Origin of the sequence: Vibrio sp. 397, from assembly GCF_033339395.1 — a bacterium.
Taxonomy (GTDB): domain Bacteria; phylum Pseudomonadota; class Gammaproteobacteria; order Enterobacterales; family Vibrionaceae; genus Vibrio; species Vibrio alginolyticus.
The window spans coordinates 1-16,565 of sequence record NZ_JAWOUN010000015.1; the positions used below are offsets into that span (position 1 = coordinate 1).

Genomic DNA, 16,565 nt, shown 5'->3' on the forward strand with positions numbered 1-16,565 from the left:
AAACTTGATGGCCGTAAATTGGCACAAGTTGATATCGAAAAAGTGAAGGCTTCATTACAAAATGATGGCTTCTTTCTTCAGGTTCCACCGCCGCCGGAGAACCTATTAGAAAAGTACAAAGAACAAAAAGCCCAGCAGAAAGGCGAATAACGTCATCGTTTTTCATCTGGGATTTCTGCCTTGCTCAAGGAGGGCAATATGAAAAAGATACTGGCTACCATGCTTAGCGTTGGTATGTGTACCTCGGCTTTTGCAAGTAGCGAGGGTTTTGATGAATACTTGAATAAGCTGCGTGCTGAAGCTCGTGATAAAGGTATCTCAGAGCAGGTCATTAGTGCTGCTTTTGCTAATGTTGAGTACAAGCCCCGAGCAGTAAAAGCGGACCGAAACCAACCAGAAAAGAAACTGACATTGGATGAGTACATTCCTCGCGCGGTGCCTGAATGGAAGGTGAAGCAAGCCAGACAACTCTACAAAGAGCATTACACCGAGCTAAAGCGTATAGGCGATGAGTACGGTGTCCACCCGCGCTTTGTTGTGGCACTTTGGGGAGTTGAAAGTAACTTTGGTAAGTTTACCGGCAACTTTAAAGTGATTGATGCACTATCCACAATGGCATTTGAAGGCCGTCGTGAAGAGTTTTTCCGTAAAGAGACTATGTCGGCACTTCAGATCCTCGATCAAGGCCATATTGAGCTAGAGAACTTTAAAGGCTCATGGGCTGGTGCGATGGGTCAATGCCAGTTTATGCCAAGCTCTTTCCTTCGTTTTGCTGCTGACGGCAACGGTGATGGTAAAAAAGACATATGGCAATCTGAAGCGGACGTGTTTGCATCAACCGCTAACTATTTGAGCAAGTCTGGTTGGGATGATAAATATACTTGGGGTCGCCAAGTTAAGGTTCCTAAAAATATTGATCGCAGCCTAGAAGGGCGCACGGCTGAAAAAGGCAAATACCTTCAAGAGTGGAGCCAATTAGGTATCACAAAATATGACGGTAGCCCGTTGCCAAAACTGGATGAAGACATCAAAGCATGGTTGATCATGCCGGACGACGAGAATGGTCGTACGTATCTGGTTTACAATAACTACAACGTATTGATGAAGTGGAACCGCTCTTACTACTTCGCACTTGCTGTGAGTCACTTGGCTGACCGCATTAAATACTGATCTGCCATCAAACAATTTGGCATTCAGTCTTCAATACAAGGGCTCTTCGGAGCCCTTTGTTTTTTCTATAACCAAATCGAGGTAAAGCGTGTTATCTGAACGTGCCGCACAAATGGTGATTTTCTCCGCTCTTCTTAAACACAAAAGCTTCACAGCTGCTGCAAAGAGCTTAGGCGTGTCGGTGTCTCATGTGAGTAAACAGTTGAGTCAGTTAGAAGCGTCTCTTGGTATCAAGCTTGTTCAACGCACTACGCGAAGCTTTACGCCGACTGAGGCAGGGAAAACCTTTTTTCATCACTGTGAGCAAGTGGTACAAGCGGTGAGCAGCGCCACATTAGAGATGGAAACCCAGCGGGATGAAGTGGCAGGTTTGGTACGTCTTGGGTTGTCGCAATCATTTGGTACCTTACACATTATTCCAGCGATTCAAGAGTTACGCGAACTGTATCCTCAACTTCAAGTGGAAGTACATCTGTTTGACTATAAGGTCGATATGTTAGCCGAAGGGCTCGATTTATGGGTAACCAACAACGAGCATTTGCCTGAAGGTTACATTGCGCAGCGTTTGACGGATTGCCAGTTTGTTGTTGCGGCATCGCCAGATTACTTATTGAAACATGACACGCCAACAGAACCGGATGACCTATCTGCTCACAACTGCCTCATATACAGAAGCTGGGAGCGTGACTATACGGGGTGGGCGTTTACCAAAGATCAGCAAGAATTGAACGTAAAAGTCTCGGGTAACTATTCAGTAGATCTGGCAGAAGCCGTTCGGGATGCGGCTATTGCAGGTTGGGGTATTGCCTACCTTGCCACTTACTTGCTGGGTGATGAGTTCAGAACGGGTAAGTTAATACAGCTGTTACCTGATTGGAAAGCCAGCCAGTCGATGCCGTTTTATGCGGTATACCCAAGCCGCCAGCATATGCCAAAAAAAATATCCGCAGTGATTAACTTTATCAAACAGAAGATCGGCAACCCTTGTCATTGGGACCAACGTTTGGCGCCTTACATCTCTATTCCTAAATAACAGGATCAATGACGTTGTAGAACGACACATAAGGTGATTCACTTCACAAAAATTTTTCCTGAATCAGAAACATATTTTCCATATGGAAATAATTAAGATAAGCAAACGTTTATCTTCAATAAATTCAATTGGTTATTTTGTTGGTCAGTTATTGGTCTCTTAAACTTTTCACACTGTTAACATCCTCAACTTGCAGCATTTTGAGTCCGCTATACAATCCGGTGCCTTCCATATCCCCCTTCTGTCGGATTCATTTTATGAACTCAATTATTGGTATCGTAGCCATACTATTCCTAGCATGGCTACTTTCTACAAATAGAAAAAATATAAAGCTGAGAACGGTGTCGTTTGCGTTTGCTTTGCAGGTACTGTTTGCGTTGTTGGTTTTATATGTACCAGCAGGAAGAGATGCGCTGAATTCAGTGAGCAGTGTTGTGTCGAATTTGATCAACTATGGTCAAGAGGGCATTGCGTTTTTATTCGGTAATTTGGCGACAGGGGGCTTCACCTTTGCGATCAATGTTCTGGGTATCATCGTTTTCTTCTCCTCTCTTATCTCAGGTCTTTATCACATAGGTGTGATGCCAAAAATCATTAACTTTATCGGTGGTGGTATTCAAAAGCTGCTGGGTATCGGTCGTGCTGAGTCTTTGTCTGCTACGGCGAATATCTTTGTTGGCACTATTGAAGCACCATTGATGGTAAAGCCTTACCTAAAACACATGACTGACTCGCAGTTCTTTGCAGTTATGACAGGTGGTTTAGCGTCAGTTGCTGGCGGAACGTTGGTTGGTTACGCATCACTGGGTGTCGACCTCAACTATCTTATTGCTGCTGCATTTATGTCTGCACCTGCCGGCTTGTTGATGGCAAAAATTTTAATGCCAGAAGATACGGATAAAGCAGCAGATATCGACATTAGCCAAGTTGAAATTCCACGTGCAACCAACGTAGTAGAAGCATTAGCCGATGGTGCCATGGCGGGTGTACGCATTGCTGTATCGGTCGGTGGTACGTTACTGGCGTTTATTAGTGTCATTGCAATGCTAAACGGTATGTTAGGCTGGATAGGTGATCTGATTGGGACACCATTAAGTTTTGAGCTCATCCTAGGTTTTGTGTTTGCGCCAGTCGCTTGGTTGTTGGGTATACCATGGCAAGAAGCAACCACAGCAGGCTCGCTGATTGGTAACAAGATTGTGGTGAATGAGTTCGTCGCTTTCATCCAGCTTGCAGAAGTGAAGTCTCAACTTAGTGAACACTCACAAGCAATCGTGACGTTTGCTTTGTGTGGCTTTGCAAATATCTCAAGCATGGCGATGCTGATTGGTGGGTTGGGCTCTTTGGTACCAGAAAAGCGTGCATTTGTTTCTAAGCATGGTTTCCGTGCGATTATCGCTGGTGTCATGGCGAACTTAATGAGCGCTTCTATTGCGGGCGTGATTTTAAGTCTGTAATTGAAATAGATATCAACAATTAGCAAAAAGGCTCCTTGCGGAGCCTTTTTCGTATCTGAAATTTACGTTATTTGTCTGTGTGGAACTGTTCGCAAGCGAGCATCGTGTTCTCAATTAAACTTGCGACGGTCATTGGGCCAACGCCACCAGGAACAGGAGTAATAAAGCTCGCACTTTCACGTGCTTTGTCGTATTCCACGTCGCCAACTAGTTTGCCTGAATCAAGACGGTTAATACCGACATCGACCACCACTGCGCCTTTTTTAATCCACTCACCAGGGATGAAGTTAGGCTTACCAACCGCAACCACGACAACGTCAGCTTGACGCACATGACTCTCTAGGTCTTTGGTAAAACGGTGACATGTTGTTGTTGTGCAGCCCGCAAGCAGCAGCTCAAGTGTCATTGGACGACCAACAATGTTTGATGCGCCAACCACAACCGCATGTTTACCACGTAGCTCAATGTTGTAACGGTCGAGTAGGGTAATGATGCCCTTTGGCGTGCAAGAGCGAAGCTTTGGAATACGTTGCGCAAGACGGCCAACGTTATAAGGGTGGAAGCCATCCACGTCCTTCTCTGGGTGAATGCGCTCTAAAACATGTGTTGTGTCTATGCCCGCAGGAAGGGGTAATTGCACTAGAATGCCGTCAATTTCATCATCGTTGTTTAATTCATCAATCAGAGCTAGTAACTCTTCTTCTGAGCTAGACGCAGGAAGGTCAAAAGACTTAGAAACAAACCCAACTTCTTCACATGCACGGCGTTTGCTACCGACATAAACCTGAGAAGCAGGATCTTCACCAACTAGAACCACTGCTAAACCAGGAGCACGTAGCCCAGCTTCAACACGTGCTTTAACACGTGCAGCCACTTCGGATCGAACAGTTTGGGAAATGAGAGTTCCGTCTATATTTTGAGCAGTCATGACTTTCCTTATAAATTAAGAAGGCAGATTATCTGCGGCGCATTGTCGCAGAATTTCTTATCAACATCCATACGCAAACGTTTGCTTTGTGGTGTTTTTGAACATTAAGCGTTTTAATGGACTTTTTTTAGGCATTCAGATCAGAATGTTATGAAAACCCGTTGATTTACCCGTTTGAACTCGTATAATCCTGTCCCTGTAGCGCGCCCTTAGCTCAGCTGGATAGAGCACGTCCCTTCTAAGGATGTGGTCATTGGTTCGAATCCAATAGGGCGTGCCATTTATTTCGGGGGTTAGCAGGTTAGTACTTGCTAACCCCTTTTTCATTTCTGGAATTTCTAGTCAAGTTACTAGTCAAGTAAGCGTGTAGCTAAACGAAATCGGATGTAATCCTTTTTTGACAGACGGTCACTTAACTCACTGTAGTTTCTAATGCTTGTGTTTAGCCGCAACTCGTTTACGGAGTAACAACAAGTGGTGCAACTAAGAATGGGTAAGCGGGCAGTGAGTTTGATGGAACGTTTGAGAGAGGCGGGGTGGTTGGTTGCCCAGTTCATACTAGAGCTGTATTACTAGGCTTTGCAGATAATGTTGTGTAAGTGACATTTATGCCACATAACTTAGTTTATTGCATCTTGGAGGCTGTCCATGAATATGCTTTCATAGGCGAATTGAGTTGTTCGCCCCTTCCCACAGCTCTTCATGTTTGTACGTAAAGTCTGTGTTTTTATAGATCTCGGATTCAAGTGTTAGTACGGCATTGCGCCTGCACTTTCTTCGATCCAAGCTTCGATTGTTTCTCTTTTCCAACCTACGATTTTCGGGCTTATCGCGGTTGGTTTCGGTAGTTGCCCAGATTTTCTCCAGCGCCAGATTGTCACTTTACTGATACCAAGGTAGTCAGCTAGGTCATTAATTCGAATAAATTCTTTGTTTTTCATTTAGTCTCTCGTCGTTTAGTTATTGTCGTTATGGAGAGTCAGATATAGATGACTCCTTTTCGGCGGTTAGCCGAAGTTTTCTTAAGAATTCAAATGAGTTTTTGAACCCCTTGCTAGTGTTGTAATGATCCATGATTTCAATCAGTTACTCAATTCACCACAACTTATATTTGGTTGAACTTTAGCCATTTGATGTTATTTTTTTAACTTAGCTGAATCATTTCTTTGCAAGCTAGTGCCCTCGCGTCCAGTGAAATTTTCACTTTCTTAGGCTCACCTTGGAAATCACCTTCTGGCCACACATACCCTAATGACTTAATTAACGACTTGAAGAGCTTAGTAGCAGAATGCTGCGTACAATAATCTTTCCATTTGATGTCTGGTAGTAAGTGCTCATACGTCTTCTGATTCTCGTAGATTTCGATGGCGATAGACTTCACTTGAGGACGCGTTAATACGAGAGTTTCGTTTTCACCTTTGTACTTTGGATTCTGTAAAACTTGCGATTTAATGAATTTTGCTGGTTCTACGAGGTACTTGTTTAGGTTTGCGCCACTAGGATTCCAAATTTGTTTGAATAAAGCCTTGTTCCGAAAGACCTCATCAAAAAGAATATCTTCTTTAGTTATCTTCTCGAGTTGGTAGTCGCGCATAATCTCGAATTTCTTGAGCATTGCCAGTTCTTCAAACCCGACTTGGTTGCTCATGATTAGCCTGTCTGCCTCGGCTCTTGTTATGACGCGTGCGGCCAAAATAGCCTTAATTCGTGCTTTGAGATCCCTAGCCTTTAATAGGTTGAATTTAAATAGACCTTCTTCAAGTTCTTCTTTGCTCGATTGCTGTACTTGGACATTCAAACCAAGCCGCTTTAGATTCCACATCATGCTAAGGGGTTGATTTGCATTGAATAGTTTTTTCTTCTCTTCAAACTCATTACGAAGGATGTCGCGGTCGGAGTCAGTGTCACAAGGAAGAGGAGGGACATAATTGAAATGTTCATTTTGAGTCAAGTAAAACGTAATATTTTGACTTGCACGGAAACGCCTTGAGAAATTGACCAATTCATCAATCCCCAGCACTAGGTCACTGACAACGTTAACATTGTCTGTATATTCAGCTTCACATGAGTAGCCAGAAGCTAGGCACGGTGATGCCATAATCATGTTGTACTTGGTACACTCTTCTGACGGTGATGTCAGAAAACTCGATTGAGCTTCCATTTTTTTATTGCTGCCAGTGAGTACTAAAACCTTGTTCTTTAGTGCAATTTTTTCACAAGCTTGCCCACTCTTATCAGTCAACCCCATGTCTATCATTGTCATACGCATTGACTTTAGAGAGTCGAAAAGGATGACATTTTCATCTTTGAGCTTGTTAGATGTGTTGCTAAAAGCGACAAACTTATTTGCGATAGTGACGTTGATGTTGGCGTATGGGTTTTGCATCGCGCGGATGACTTGGATACCTTTGCGATGGTTGCGCAACCATCGTAAGGTCGTATCTGTAACATCCGCATCCGCGACAACAACCTTGGGGACTTTATTGATAGCTAGAGCTAGCACGTCAAATACTTCTTCACGCATTGTGTCGTTATGGCCACAGACGTTTGCCATGACTTTTTCAAATTCATCAATGATCAATACATCACAGTTGAGAATGGCTGAAGCCAGATGATCTTTATAGATACTGTTAACGACAACACCCAGTGACGTTGCGTTTTCGATCTCAAATAATGAGGAGTTTTTGTAATTTTCTGCTCCAACAGATTCACACAGCTGTTTTACGAGGGGAATGAGGTAAGAGAGATAGACAACCTTTTTGCTTTTAGTGGCTGACCTTATCATTGGCTGCAATGCAAGTTTTGTTTTCCCTGTGCCTGTTTGGCCCAGCAATACTGTTGTATCAAATTGATTGTCTTCAATGAGGTAGCTGACATTGTCGAACGACTCAACGTCAACTAATTGGTCAAATTCAGTCACTTTTGTCGCATCACTAAGCATCGACTCATAACTTGCTTTTGTTTGATTTAAGGTGTTTAGTAGTTTCTGATAACCATCTGAACCAGAATCTAGGTAGTGAGATAGGCAAGATTCCGAAGTCTCGAAATGGAGTGGAATTTTCTGAATCAGACTCCTACATATGGAGTTTGCGAGCTGAGTGCTTTCGAAAAGTCTGTAGCCTTCTAGTAGTGTTTGGACGGTGCTGAGCCTGTCAAAATGGATTCCAGTTGCCAAATCAAATATTGGCAAACGACCTTCCTCCGCGTTCTCTGCGAGTACTTTTTCTGAAAGGTCAGGGTGCTCCGTAGAATCGATTACTATTTCAACGTCACGAATATTGGCTTGTTTGTAAGACTTTGCTATCTCAAAAATATTGCTACTTCCATACATCGGAGCAACGATCCTTCGGTCAGAACTCTCATAATTGATACCATTAGAGACTAGAATGGAGACTTTATTCTTTCGGAGGTTTTTGATTCCGATGTGTTCGCTATTTGTTGATTCATTTAAAATTTTCATAGTGTAATTTCTTATTATTGTGATTTTTAGGTAAAGCTTGTCTGACGCCAGATACACGATGACTCAGTATCTGAACGCTAGATCAAGTGGATTGAATGTTTGTTGAACTAGGTCTGCTATGTAAGCAGGGCTGCGCCACTCAAGCCGTTGAACCAGTTTGAGGGCATTGCATTGAGTAGAAGCAAGTCATCTCGAAACCAGCCAAGCCAAAACTTCGTTTTGAAATAGTCGATGTCGTTGGGTAGAAGACGCTGGCAACCAGCCGCTAGCCAAGCTTTCGACTTGACGATTATTTGCTCCAGAAGAGGGGAGCATTCTCTGGTTGCGCGGGTAGGGTAGAACCTAAAATCGATTAAAAATCGGTGAGCTATCGAGACTCTGTTAAGGTTTCGCATGATTACATTTCGTTTATTTGAGTAAATCATAATCACCTGAAATATGGCCGTCAATTTATAATTACTTATAAAATCAACAAATTAGAAAATTATTTTTGGATTCAGTGTTTAATCAATCATTTATCTGATGAATTTTTTGGATTGAGGCAATCAAAGTTAGAACGATATGTTTCAGTACTTCACACGAGGAAACTAGTAGTTTGCAAAGTGCGGTTCGGGATTTAGGAACTGGTAGGAGGGAGGCTGAAAGACATTCAATCAAACTTTTTCTACACCAAAGATCTGATAGCTGCCCGTAGGTCGCTTGAGTTTGAGTGTTTTCCTAAATGAGCCACTTTCTCTATTTATATATAAATACAGAAAAGTGGCTAAACCAAAGCTGCGCTTTGAAGGAGTCGAATAGTTCATGAGCGCAGCTCATGGTGTTGCTTCTCTGAAGTTTTTACGGGATTTATGGCTTTTTAACTTGGGTAAAAAATCTGTAGGCTACGGGGGTAGCCTTCAACAAACGTTTTGGTGCGGGGAATTTCTATTTAGGTAGCACTAGGCGCATTACAAAAGATTTGTATGCCAATCGTCTAGTACATATTTGCCCCATTCCGTGCTGGCAACTAGGAAGATATCCTTCTCGATTGCTTTCCAGCGCATAAGAAATACTTAGTAATTGCGTCCTCGGCCACTGTAACAAGCCTATGCCCCAAACTGTGTTTGGGTATCGGTTTAACCTCATAAGATTTATTAGGCCAACATGCTGTTGACCTAAGATTGGAACTAATAAGCATTCGTTACAGGTTCATCTTGCACATTCGCAGACTTCTTAATCTGCCAGTTTGATATCGCTACATTTATTAAAGCTGTTAGTTCGTCACTCCACTCTTTTCGTTTTATGGTGTTTGAACCTTCTAAGTACCATGCGTGTCTTTCAAGCTGCGAGCGTATCGCTGTTTTCCATTGTTTGTCAGATTTTGATGTTTCTAGAACCTGTTCAAATGTGAAGAGCATTTGCGAAACAAACCATGGGTACTTTTCGTGAGTGACTCCATTCGAAACAATGTCGTTTCTATTCCCATAAGCAAATTTTGGATTGTCTGCGCAGTTTTTTAAATACTCTTGGTAAGTGGCATAAGCTGTTGCTCTTCGAGATTCCTGCCTACTTGACCGTAGCTGCTGTAGCGTGAGTATTAACGCAAGAATAGCAATAACTGCCATTATGATATCAGCACGTTCATTCCAAAATTCAAAGGTCAATAACTGAGCTGCGTTAGTGTCGAGGCAAATCATTTCATGTTTCCTGCTGGCGGTGTCTTTATTTTCTTGTTAGTTCTTAGGGATTGACCGCAATCTCTAAAGTCGAACATATTCATCTCAAATGTAGATATCGATACTTGATTGGAACCGTGTGTGTGCGTAATGAGCTTATGGAATCGCTCTTTGTAAGGCGCTTTGGCTACTGAACCACCAAACTGACCACTGTTAACTAGTACAACATGCTGATACATATGATAAAAAAGCGCATCAACCATGCTGTCAAAGGTCGCAATATCTTTGTTCATCGCTGAAATAATATATGCGTGTGATTTGTCTTTAAGGTCGGCACTTAGCTTAATATCTGTGGCGTCATAGCATATCGAGCCAGTCAACTTGAAGCCCTCTTTCTCTTCATGAGCAGGATGAATCATTTCTACGATTAGTTGATATGGTCTCCAAGGCATAATTTGGTTTACTTCACCAACAGTCATGTTTTTCTTCCCTTGAAGGCGCTTGATAAATCTCCTGCCATTCTTTCCTTTATTTGGGATGAACCACATAGCTGAGTTGTTGAGGTCACGCTCATTCTGAATATGGCTAAAACCAATTCCTGCAAAAACAATAGCCCCCGTTTTATCCGAAAGCCTTTCTAAGATATCTAGGTCATCGGGTGAGACAGAAAGTTCAGGCCAAATGATAAGATCGACTTTTCCTTTGAGGTTTGGAGTCTCATTCACACTATCGACGCTAGCGATGTTGTGTAAGATTAGTTCTGAAACTGAAGCCACGTGCCTTCTATGCTTAGCTCTGTATGTTGGTGTATCTAACTTTAAGCCAGCTAAATCAAAGTCTTTTGTCAAAGGCAGAAGTGATTGAACCATGACAACATTTAGGTGTTTTTTGTCTTTTGGCCATCCTAACGTAACTTTCTCTGTATAGGTTGGCATATTGGAGAGTCTACAGTATGACTTAGCTTGGTCACTAGTTCGATTGTTTATACACTTTTCTAGTTCATCTAGAGTCCAATCTTTCGGCCATGAATATAAGCTATTGTTGCTTTCAACCCCAGGCCATTGTAGTAGCTTGAACAACAATGTGGATAGCCAATCACTCATCGGCGATTTGCTATTACCAAATGCTTCAGGTGAATGCATCATTCCGATCTGCCTTTTCAGCATATTGGACTTTATACCCCGATATGCAGGTTTTTCAGACTGGAGGCTGCTGCTGCTACTCCAGTCGACAGAGCCCAGTAGACAACTTCGAATGAACATCCCAATGTAATAGAGTGGTTTGTGCTCTTCTGTTAGCCATTTAGGGGGAGTATGAAATAGTTCGGTCTCGTCATCATAAAATTCTAACTCGACTTTGAGCTCACATGATGATTTTAGGCTCAGCAAGTCATCCCAATCACTACATCGGACTTTTGTATTTGCAATATCTATAGGTGTGTCGAAGTTGTTTTTATCTATTTCAGCTAGTGACGATTGAACTAGCTTAAGTATGCCATTCTCATGCTTAAATGGGCTGTTGTCGGCTCTAATTACCGAAAGCAGGGATACTGATTTACTATTGTAGGAAGATAGATTTCCTTTGATTTTGGCATAATCATTTAGACCAAGATAGTTGGCAAACGAGTGGGCTTTCTTAGGCCACTTTAAGTCAGTTGATTTCGCTTTTAAGTATAATTGTTCGAATAGCACAGGGCTATTTAGCATGAGTCTTTCACATATATCGCTTAGATCTCCCCTATTTAGCTGTCTGGCTCTTTGTGAGGCAAAGGAGGGGGCGGTCGGGCGAGCACGCCGACTATAGATCGATTCCAATGAGCTCGATATAGACCGCAAGACTTTTCTTTTGTCCAGTGCTAGTTGGTTAGCTAGTAAAACCGCTGTAGTGAACTCAGTAGGTTTTTGCTTTAGATTTACGCTGCGGAAACCATTTAGTAGCTGAGTAATCAGATCAAATGGTTCAATATTAATAACCTCTTTAAGAGGTGAGTCATTACGGACAAGACTAAAGAACAAAATCTGTTCTTTGAATGCCTCCTCAAAGGAATCTAGCACTTCAAATTTACTGCATGCGTAATCCTCTAGGCATTCAAAGTAGCTTTCTGGATCGGAGTGTGCAGGAAACGCCCACCGATCTTTTGTATGTATTGCGGTAGCAGAGTGGCGAAGAACTTCACTTAAGCAATATTCAGCGAAAGTGGTAAGTGCGAGGTCATCATGGTCTCGGATACTCTCGAGGCTTTGTAAGATTGGGCGCAGTATTCGAGCATGAGGAAATAGTTCTAGTCCTTTTTTTAGAAGTAGCAAAAGTGAAGGATCTTTAGTCCACTTTGATATTAGTTTTCGAGCCATTCTCTCTTGTAGATAATCCCATGCTCCTGGAATAGGGGCTCCAGAAGGGGTAACTTCTTGTGCGATCATGCTTCGCTTTTGACGAAGAAGTGAGTGGATTTTGTTGGCTGTAAAACGTAGGAGAGTATCTTTACGTACATCATTGAAAGTTCTGTCAATAAAAGCTAATTCACTTATACAACCGTCTTCGAATTCGTTACTATCCCAGTCTTCAACCTCAAGGTTATCTGTTAGCTCAATTAGCCCTTCAAGGTGCCCAAGTTGTTCATCTAGTTCATGTAGTGGCATTGGGCCACTCAGCTTATTCTGTATGTGTGCAAGCTTAGATGAGATTGCTCCTTCTTTAGAACTGAATTTTTTAACTTTGGTTTTTTGAGGTTGAAGGATGAGACCTAAATTATCTTGATATGGTTTGAAATAAGCAGCTATCACTTCACGGATTTCATTCTCAGATACTTCGTTTTTGTCTGCTTTGATGATCAGTCTTAGGTCGTCCACATAGCGACAAGCATCTACTAGTAGTATATTTTCGTTTTCATCTAGATATTGGCCTATCAGCTCAGCAATGTCCTTGTCGAAATCAAGCATGTAAATGTTTGCTAAAAAACCACCCGCGACGAGCCCTTGAGGTATGCCTTTATTATCTTCTAGGGTCTGTATGTGTTCGTTTTTACACACCTCTGTGTATAGGTCTTGAGATTCTTCTGTCCATTCCCAATCTTCAAACTGATCTAGAACGTGGTTAATACATTCATCAGCTTCTTTGCCAGTTATTTCTTTGACCAGATCCTCAATTTTTTCTGCAAGTATCGTCCGATCAACAGAGTCGTAAAACTTAGAAAAGTCTAAATGAATTTCATAGATTTCTTCTTTGCTTGTTTTAACTCGTTTAGCTTCACGACCAAAGTAGATAGGTCGCTCTAGAAAGCGCTGGTAGTCGGTAAAAAACTTACTATATGTATTACTGTTACCCCAAGAATATGATGCATTGTTATCAACATACTTACAGTGAAGCCTGTTACCATAGTTTATTAAGCCTTTATCGTGTACATCAGAGAACAGAGTAGAGGTGTCACCTTGTTCAGTTTCAACATGGTTAGCTAGCAGCATCATCAATGCTGTAAAAACGGTCTGATCGTCTATCGATACATGAGCCAAAGGTCTCATTGGCAATCGAGGGTTATCAGAGTCATCTTCATCCTTATCTTTGCTTTCTGGAACCCAAGAGAGGGCCGACTCATCATCCGATTTTATAAATGTCCATGGATGAGACTTAGGTGCAGGTATTAGCTTTAGAGGAGATAACTCAAGGTCGTTTTCCTTAAGGGCTACAGATAGAGAGGAAACCCTTAAATCAAGCTCGAGAGCAGACTTGTCTAAGTCTAAACAGTCAACATACCAGTTGACCCCTCTGATATGTTGGTGAGACTTTTTCCAGGCACTTAACAGGATAACTTCATCAGATATGAAGTCTCCCGTTGGTAAGATCTTGTTATATTTCTTGTGGAGTAGCATACATGTACGTTGGTTTAAGTGACGACTTTGTATATGTTACCGCGTTTATTGCGCTTGTATGAATAAGAATTTATCTTTGTTAAGGTGTAGAGCATTATAGTGGATGATAAAACTGGCCACTCGAACAGAAGTTGCCATGCTCCTAATAATTCATTAAAAGCTAAATTAGAAAGTTCACTGACACAGAAATGCCCCAAAACAATTCAGAGCAAAAGATCTTGCTTACTTCGAACTTAGTAATTTTCCCTTATCAAAAGTTATTCGAAAGAGTTTGGGTAACAGCATTTTCTGAAATCATAAGGCATCATACAATCTAATATCTGTTAACTTTCAGTAGCCTATTGATTACACGTTGATGTGATACTAAAAAGGTTGCATTGTAGGGATATGAAAGGTGGCAAAAAGCCTCATAGAAAGCGTTAGGTAAAAGGAGAACTTGTGGATATATCAGCTTTATCTTCTATCCCTACTGATAGTTTGTATAAATTCATGTCAATTTCAGGATTGTTTGTACTACTTACCTCTATTGTGATCCCGTTTAAGGTACGTAAAAGTTATCAAATACAGGTAATTGAGTTTAGGAAAATTCATGCACTGACATCCTTGAAGATTGATTGGATGCTAAGAGACTACATGATTTCTGTAAAACACGTTGAAGGCATTATTGGAGAGTTTGGTAAGGCAAATGCACATTTGAAACCAGGTGATTTTATTGTGGAATTTAAAGATTGGCTTCATCAAAATCGTACTGAAATACCGCAATCACAGCTTGAGGATCTAATTACGTCAGTACCAAAAGATATAGATTCATTTTCGTTAGAAATTGCAAAGGAGCAGATAGAAAATGAGTGTGAACATAAGAAAATTGAGTTAGTGCAAGGATATTTGACGCAACTTTCATTTTTACAAGTTGTTGGGGTATGTGTCGGTATGGTTTTAACAGTTTTTGGCTTTTACATGTGGTACGAAAGAGTTCAAGTCTTCATTGATGCAACAATAGCTACGTCATAACTTTTACCTAACAAACGCTTTAAGACGGATTCGCAACGCTTGGTGGTTTTGGTTTGATTTGGCTTATGCGTTTACGGTGTAATAATTGAGTGTAGTGGTAGCGTTGCTCACCACTTAAGCGGGCGTTAGGTACTACATTATCAGTATAAGGAAATATTTTGTTTAGGAAGCTATTTGAAGAAGCGCTAGAAAAAGAAGCGCAAAGAAGAGATGTTTTCATAAATGAATTTCAAGTCAATTCAGATAGTCACGAAGAGCTTTTTAGTTCCTATGGTATACCTTATGACGAAATAATGAGTTTTTCTGCTTCATCAGATGTCGGTGGTGAAAACCTTGAAATGCCTGCATTTACTAACTTTTTCTTAAATGATGGTGATGCTCAAGCGGCGATTTTTATCAAGGACACATTGTTTGAAGAAGATGATGAATACAATCATCTATGGAAGTACATAATGCTGATCCATGAAATTGGCCATGTAAATGACTTTAGGAAATCCAAGTATCTTAACTGGAGGAAACGAGAATGTAATATTGTCATGGCTGAATCTTTCGCGGAGATATATTCAATCAAATATTTTTCACGTCGAGATGACCAGTATCATCGCTCATGTAGGGCGCATTTAGCTCAGCGGATATTAGGCTTTGAAAATTATGGTGATGTCCATAAGACAATATTCCAACAAATTCTGAAAACTTACTCTAGGAAAAAATTAATTCAGTGGTCTAGTAGTATCCATACAAGCGTTTGAGGTATCCAAGATACAAGATACTTTTGCTAATCTGAGATAAGCGGCTTACCAGATTTCGCGTAACTCGCTTCTGTCCAAAAGCGAGTTCATTTTTGGGTAGGCTATCGCTGTGCTCGAATAGTCTTTTGATATACGGCTTAAACTTTGATACTGCTGAGATGAATTGATACTCTGAAAACTCAGATATCTTGCTTAAGGTCATAGCGGTGCGATATTGCAAAACTGCCATAGTCATTAATCAGCAAATGAATACTAGAGAAGTACTAGATCAATTTGCCCGAATAAAATTCAAATCAACTTGCGCTGTTCAATGTGAGTGGAATCAAGCCCAATTCGTGGTGGACAATGGTATGAATAACATTCGTGCTGTTGTTGATGCAGAGAAGGGGCTCATTATGCTGTGTTGCCGTTATTCTCAACACCTCGATATCGGAGATGAGTTACTTAAACAGTTTGCTGACGAGCAAGGTTTTTCAACTAAAAGCGTTGAGTGCTAGTTGAACCAAAGTGCTTCGCTATTACTCTTTCATATCGTCTTCTATCGTCAAAGCTGTCTGGGACTTCTGTTATCAGTCTTGGCCCTCGATGTTAGATATATCCTCATAGTTTGAGCCAGCCAATAACTGACTGACTCTTGTTTGTGAATGCAAAGTACCAATCAAATTAAGTAGTTAGCACCAAGCCGATTGATTACTTCGACATGTCCACCAAATTTCCTAATGCTCAGTGCGTCGACTGCGATTCCGCTGGCTACCTGGAGTAGGTCTAGGTTCTTACCCTGCCTACTATAATCATCCAACAATTGCTTCTTTAGACTTAAATCGAACTCAAATCGATCCCTAGGATCGCCATAACAATCTTCATCAAGAATAACAAGATATTGGGAATAACAGCTAAATTGAGACGAGTAAAGCTCGAGCAGCTCGTGAACGCTATCAGCGTCTTCGGGTAGAAATATATATTTATTGTTTTTGACATCAAAGTCAGTGATTGCTAGTGCATTCAACAACTTAATTAACAGTATGTAACAGACGACTTTAGGAGCCTTGATATAGGCTTGTCCATAGGCAGGTAACCTATCGGTGATGTAAACGTTAGATTTTGAGTTAATGGTTAAATAAGCAATTTTTGTTACTTCACTGATGTCAAATTTGATCATATTTATCATACTCCTGTAGTGGCGGTCATAGGATGATTTCTAGATTTGAACTTCTTTCAGACACGACAAAGCCACCG

General features: G+C 41.3%; 13 protein-coding genes and 1 tRNA gene. 8 read left to right on the top strand and 6 right to left on the bottom strand.

Annotation, left to right across the window (positions count from 1 at the left end; translation table 11 throughout):
* The 4 genes from R7P36_RS19700 to R7P36_RS19715 form a co-directional block, all read left to right on the top strand.
* Positions 1-150 (top strand): YcgL domain-containing protein (locus R7P36_RS19700; RefSeq protein WP_318122290.1); only part of this gene is annotated, 150 nt, incomplete at its 5' end.
* 48 nt (positions 151-198) lie between these two features.
* Positions 199-1,170 (top strand): lytic transglycosylase domain-containing protein, encoded by a 972-nt coding sequence (locus R7P36_RS19705; RefSeq protein WP_017634802.1) that lies wholly within the window; start codon positions 199-201, stop codon positions 1,168-1,170.
* Between the two features lie 88 nt (positions 1,171-1,258).
* A complete protein-coding gene (locus tag R7P36_RS19710; protein WP_017634801.1) occupies positions 1,259-2,203 on the top strand; it encodes a LysR family transcriptional regulator in 945 nt (314 codons plus the stop codon).
* 257 nt (positions 2,204-2,460) lie between these two features.
* Positions 2,461-3,660 (top strand): NupC/NupG family nucleoside CNT transporter, encoded by a 1,200-nt coding sequence (locus R7P36_RS19715; protein WP_005382298.1) that lies wholly within the window; start codon positions 2,461-2,463, stop codon positions 3,658-3,660.
* A gap of 67 nt (positions 3,661-3,727) precedes the next feature.
* Here R7P36_RS19715 and folD read toward each other — a convergent pair whose 3' ends face one another.
* Entirely contained in the window at positions 3,728-4,588 is an 861-nt protein-coding gene (gene folD / locus R7P36_RS19720; protein WP_005382297.1) for a bifunctional methylenetetrahydrofolate dehydrogenase/methenyltetrahydrofolate cyclohydrolase FolD, read from the bottom strand.
* Positions 4,589-4,791: 203 nt separating this feature from the next.
* On the opposite strand from folD, the gene R7P36_RS19725 reads away from it, so the two are divergent.
* A tRNA-Arg gene (locus R7P36_RS19725) sits at positions 4,792-4,868 on the top strand.
* A 469-nt stretch (positions 4,869-5,337) separates the two neighbouring features.
* On the opposite strand, the gene R7P36_RS19730 is transcribed toward R7P36_RS19725, so the two are convergent.
* The 4 genes from R7P36_RS19730 to R7P36_RS19745 all read right to left on the bottom strand — a co-directional run bounded on the left by R7P36_RS19730 (position 5,338) and on the right by R7P36_RS19745 (position 13,569).
* Positions 5,338-5,529 carry a helix-turn-helix transcriptional regulator gene (locus tag R7P36_RS19730; RefSeq protein ID WP_017069162.1) on the bottom strand — a complete coding sequence of 64 codons (192 nt, stop codon included), beginning with the start codon at positions 5,527-5,529 and terminating at the stop codon, positions 5,338-5,340.
* A gap of 203 nt (positions 5,530-5,732) precedes the next feature.
* Entirely contained in the window at positions 5,733-8,048 is a 2,316-nt protein-coding gene (locus R7P36_RS19735; RefSeq protein ID WP_213964199.1) for a DEAD/DEAH box helicase family protein, read from the bottom strand.
* Between the two features lie 1,166 nt (positions 8,049-9,214).
* Entirely contained in the window at positions 9,215-9,724 is a 510-nt protein-coding gene (locus R7P36_RS19740; RefSeq protein WP_213964200.1) for a hypothetical protein, read from the bottom strand.
* Complete coding sequence (locus R7P36_RS19745; protein WP_262660481.1) at positions 9,721-13,569, bottom strand: reverse transcriptase domain-containing protein; 3,849 nt, start codon at positions 13,567-13,569, stop codon at positions 9,721-9,723. The genes R7P36_RS19740 and R7P36_RS19745 overlap by 4 nt, the downstream gene beginning before the upstream one ends.
* A gap of 438 nt (positions 13,570-14,007) precedes the next feature.
* On the opposite strand from R7P36_RS19745, the gene R7P36_RS19750 reads away from it, so the two are divergent.
* From R7P36_RS19750 to R7P36_RS19760, 3 genes are all read left to right on the top strand, one after another.
* Entirely contained in the window at positions 14,008-14,580 is a 573-nt protein-coding gene (locus R7P36_RS19750; RefSeq protein WP_213964202.1) for a hypothetical protein, read from the top strand.
* A gap of 158 nt (positions 14,581-14,738) precedes the next feature.
* Positions 14,739-15,329 (top strand): hypothetical protein, encoded by a 591-nt coding sequence (locus R7P36_RS19755; protein WP_213964203.1) that lies wholly within the window; start codon positions 14,739-14,741, stop codon positions 15,327-15,329.
* 350 nt (positions 15,330-15,679) lie between these two features.
* The gene (locus R7P36_RS19760) at positions 15,680-15,826 is read left to right on the top strand and encodes a hypothetical protein (protein ID WP_213964204.1); all 147 of its coding nucleotides are present in this window, start codon (positions 15,680-15,682) and stop codon (positions 15,824-15,826) included.
* A gap of 161 nt (positions 15,827-15,987) precedes the next feature.
* On the opposite strand, the gene R7P36_RS19765 is transcribed toward R7P36_RS19760, so the two are convergent.
* A complete protein-coding gene (locus R7P36_RS19765; RefSeq protein ID WP_213964205.1) occupies positions 15,988-16,488 on the bottom strand; it encodes a hypothetical protein in 501 nt (166 codons plus the stop codon).
* Positions 16,489-16,565: the final 77 nt, after the last annotated feature.

What these genes read in the sequence shown, in the direction of transcription:
- R7P36_RS19705 (WP_017634802.1), top strand. Translation starts at nt 199, where the DNA reads ATGAAAAAGATACTGGCTACCATGCTTAGCGTTGGTATGTGTACCTCG.
- R7P36_RS19715 (WP_005382298.1), top strand. Translation starts at nt 2,461, where the DNA reads ATGAACTCAATTATTGGTATCGTAGCCATACTATTCCTAGCATGGCTA.
- folD (WP_005382297.1), bottom strand. Translation starts at nt 4,588, where the DNA reads ATGACTGCTCAAAATATAGACGGAACTCTCATTTCCCAAACTGTTCGA.
- R7P36_RS19730 (WP_017069162.1), bottom strand. Translation starts at nt 5,529, where the DNA reads ATGAAAAACAAAGAATTTATTCGAATTAATGACCTAGCTGACTACCTT.
- R7P36_RS19735 (WP_213964199.1), bottom strand. Translation starts at nt 8,048, where the DNA reads ATGAAAATTTTAAATGAATCAACAAATAGCGAACACATCGGAATCAAA.
- R7P36_RS19740 (WP_213964200.1), bottom strand. Translation starts at nt 9,724, where the DNA reads ATGATTTGCCTCGACACTAACGCAGCTCAGTTATTGACCTTTGAATTT.
- R7P36_RS19745 (WP_262660481.1), bottom strand. Translation starts at nt 13,569, where the DNA reads ATGCTACTCCACAAGAAATATAACAAGATCTTACCAACGGGAGACTTC.
- R7P36_RS19760 (WP_213964204.1), top strand. Translation starts at nt 15,680, where the DNA reads ATGAATAACATTCGTGCTGTTGTTGATGCAGAGAAGGGGCTCATTATG.
- R7P36_RS19765 (WP_213964205.1), bottom strand. Translation starts at nt 16,488, where the DNA reads ATGATCAAATTTGACATCAGTGAAGTAACAAAAATTGCTTATTTAACC.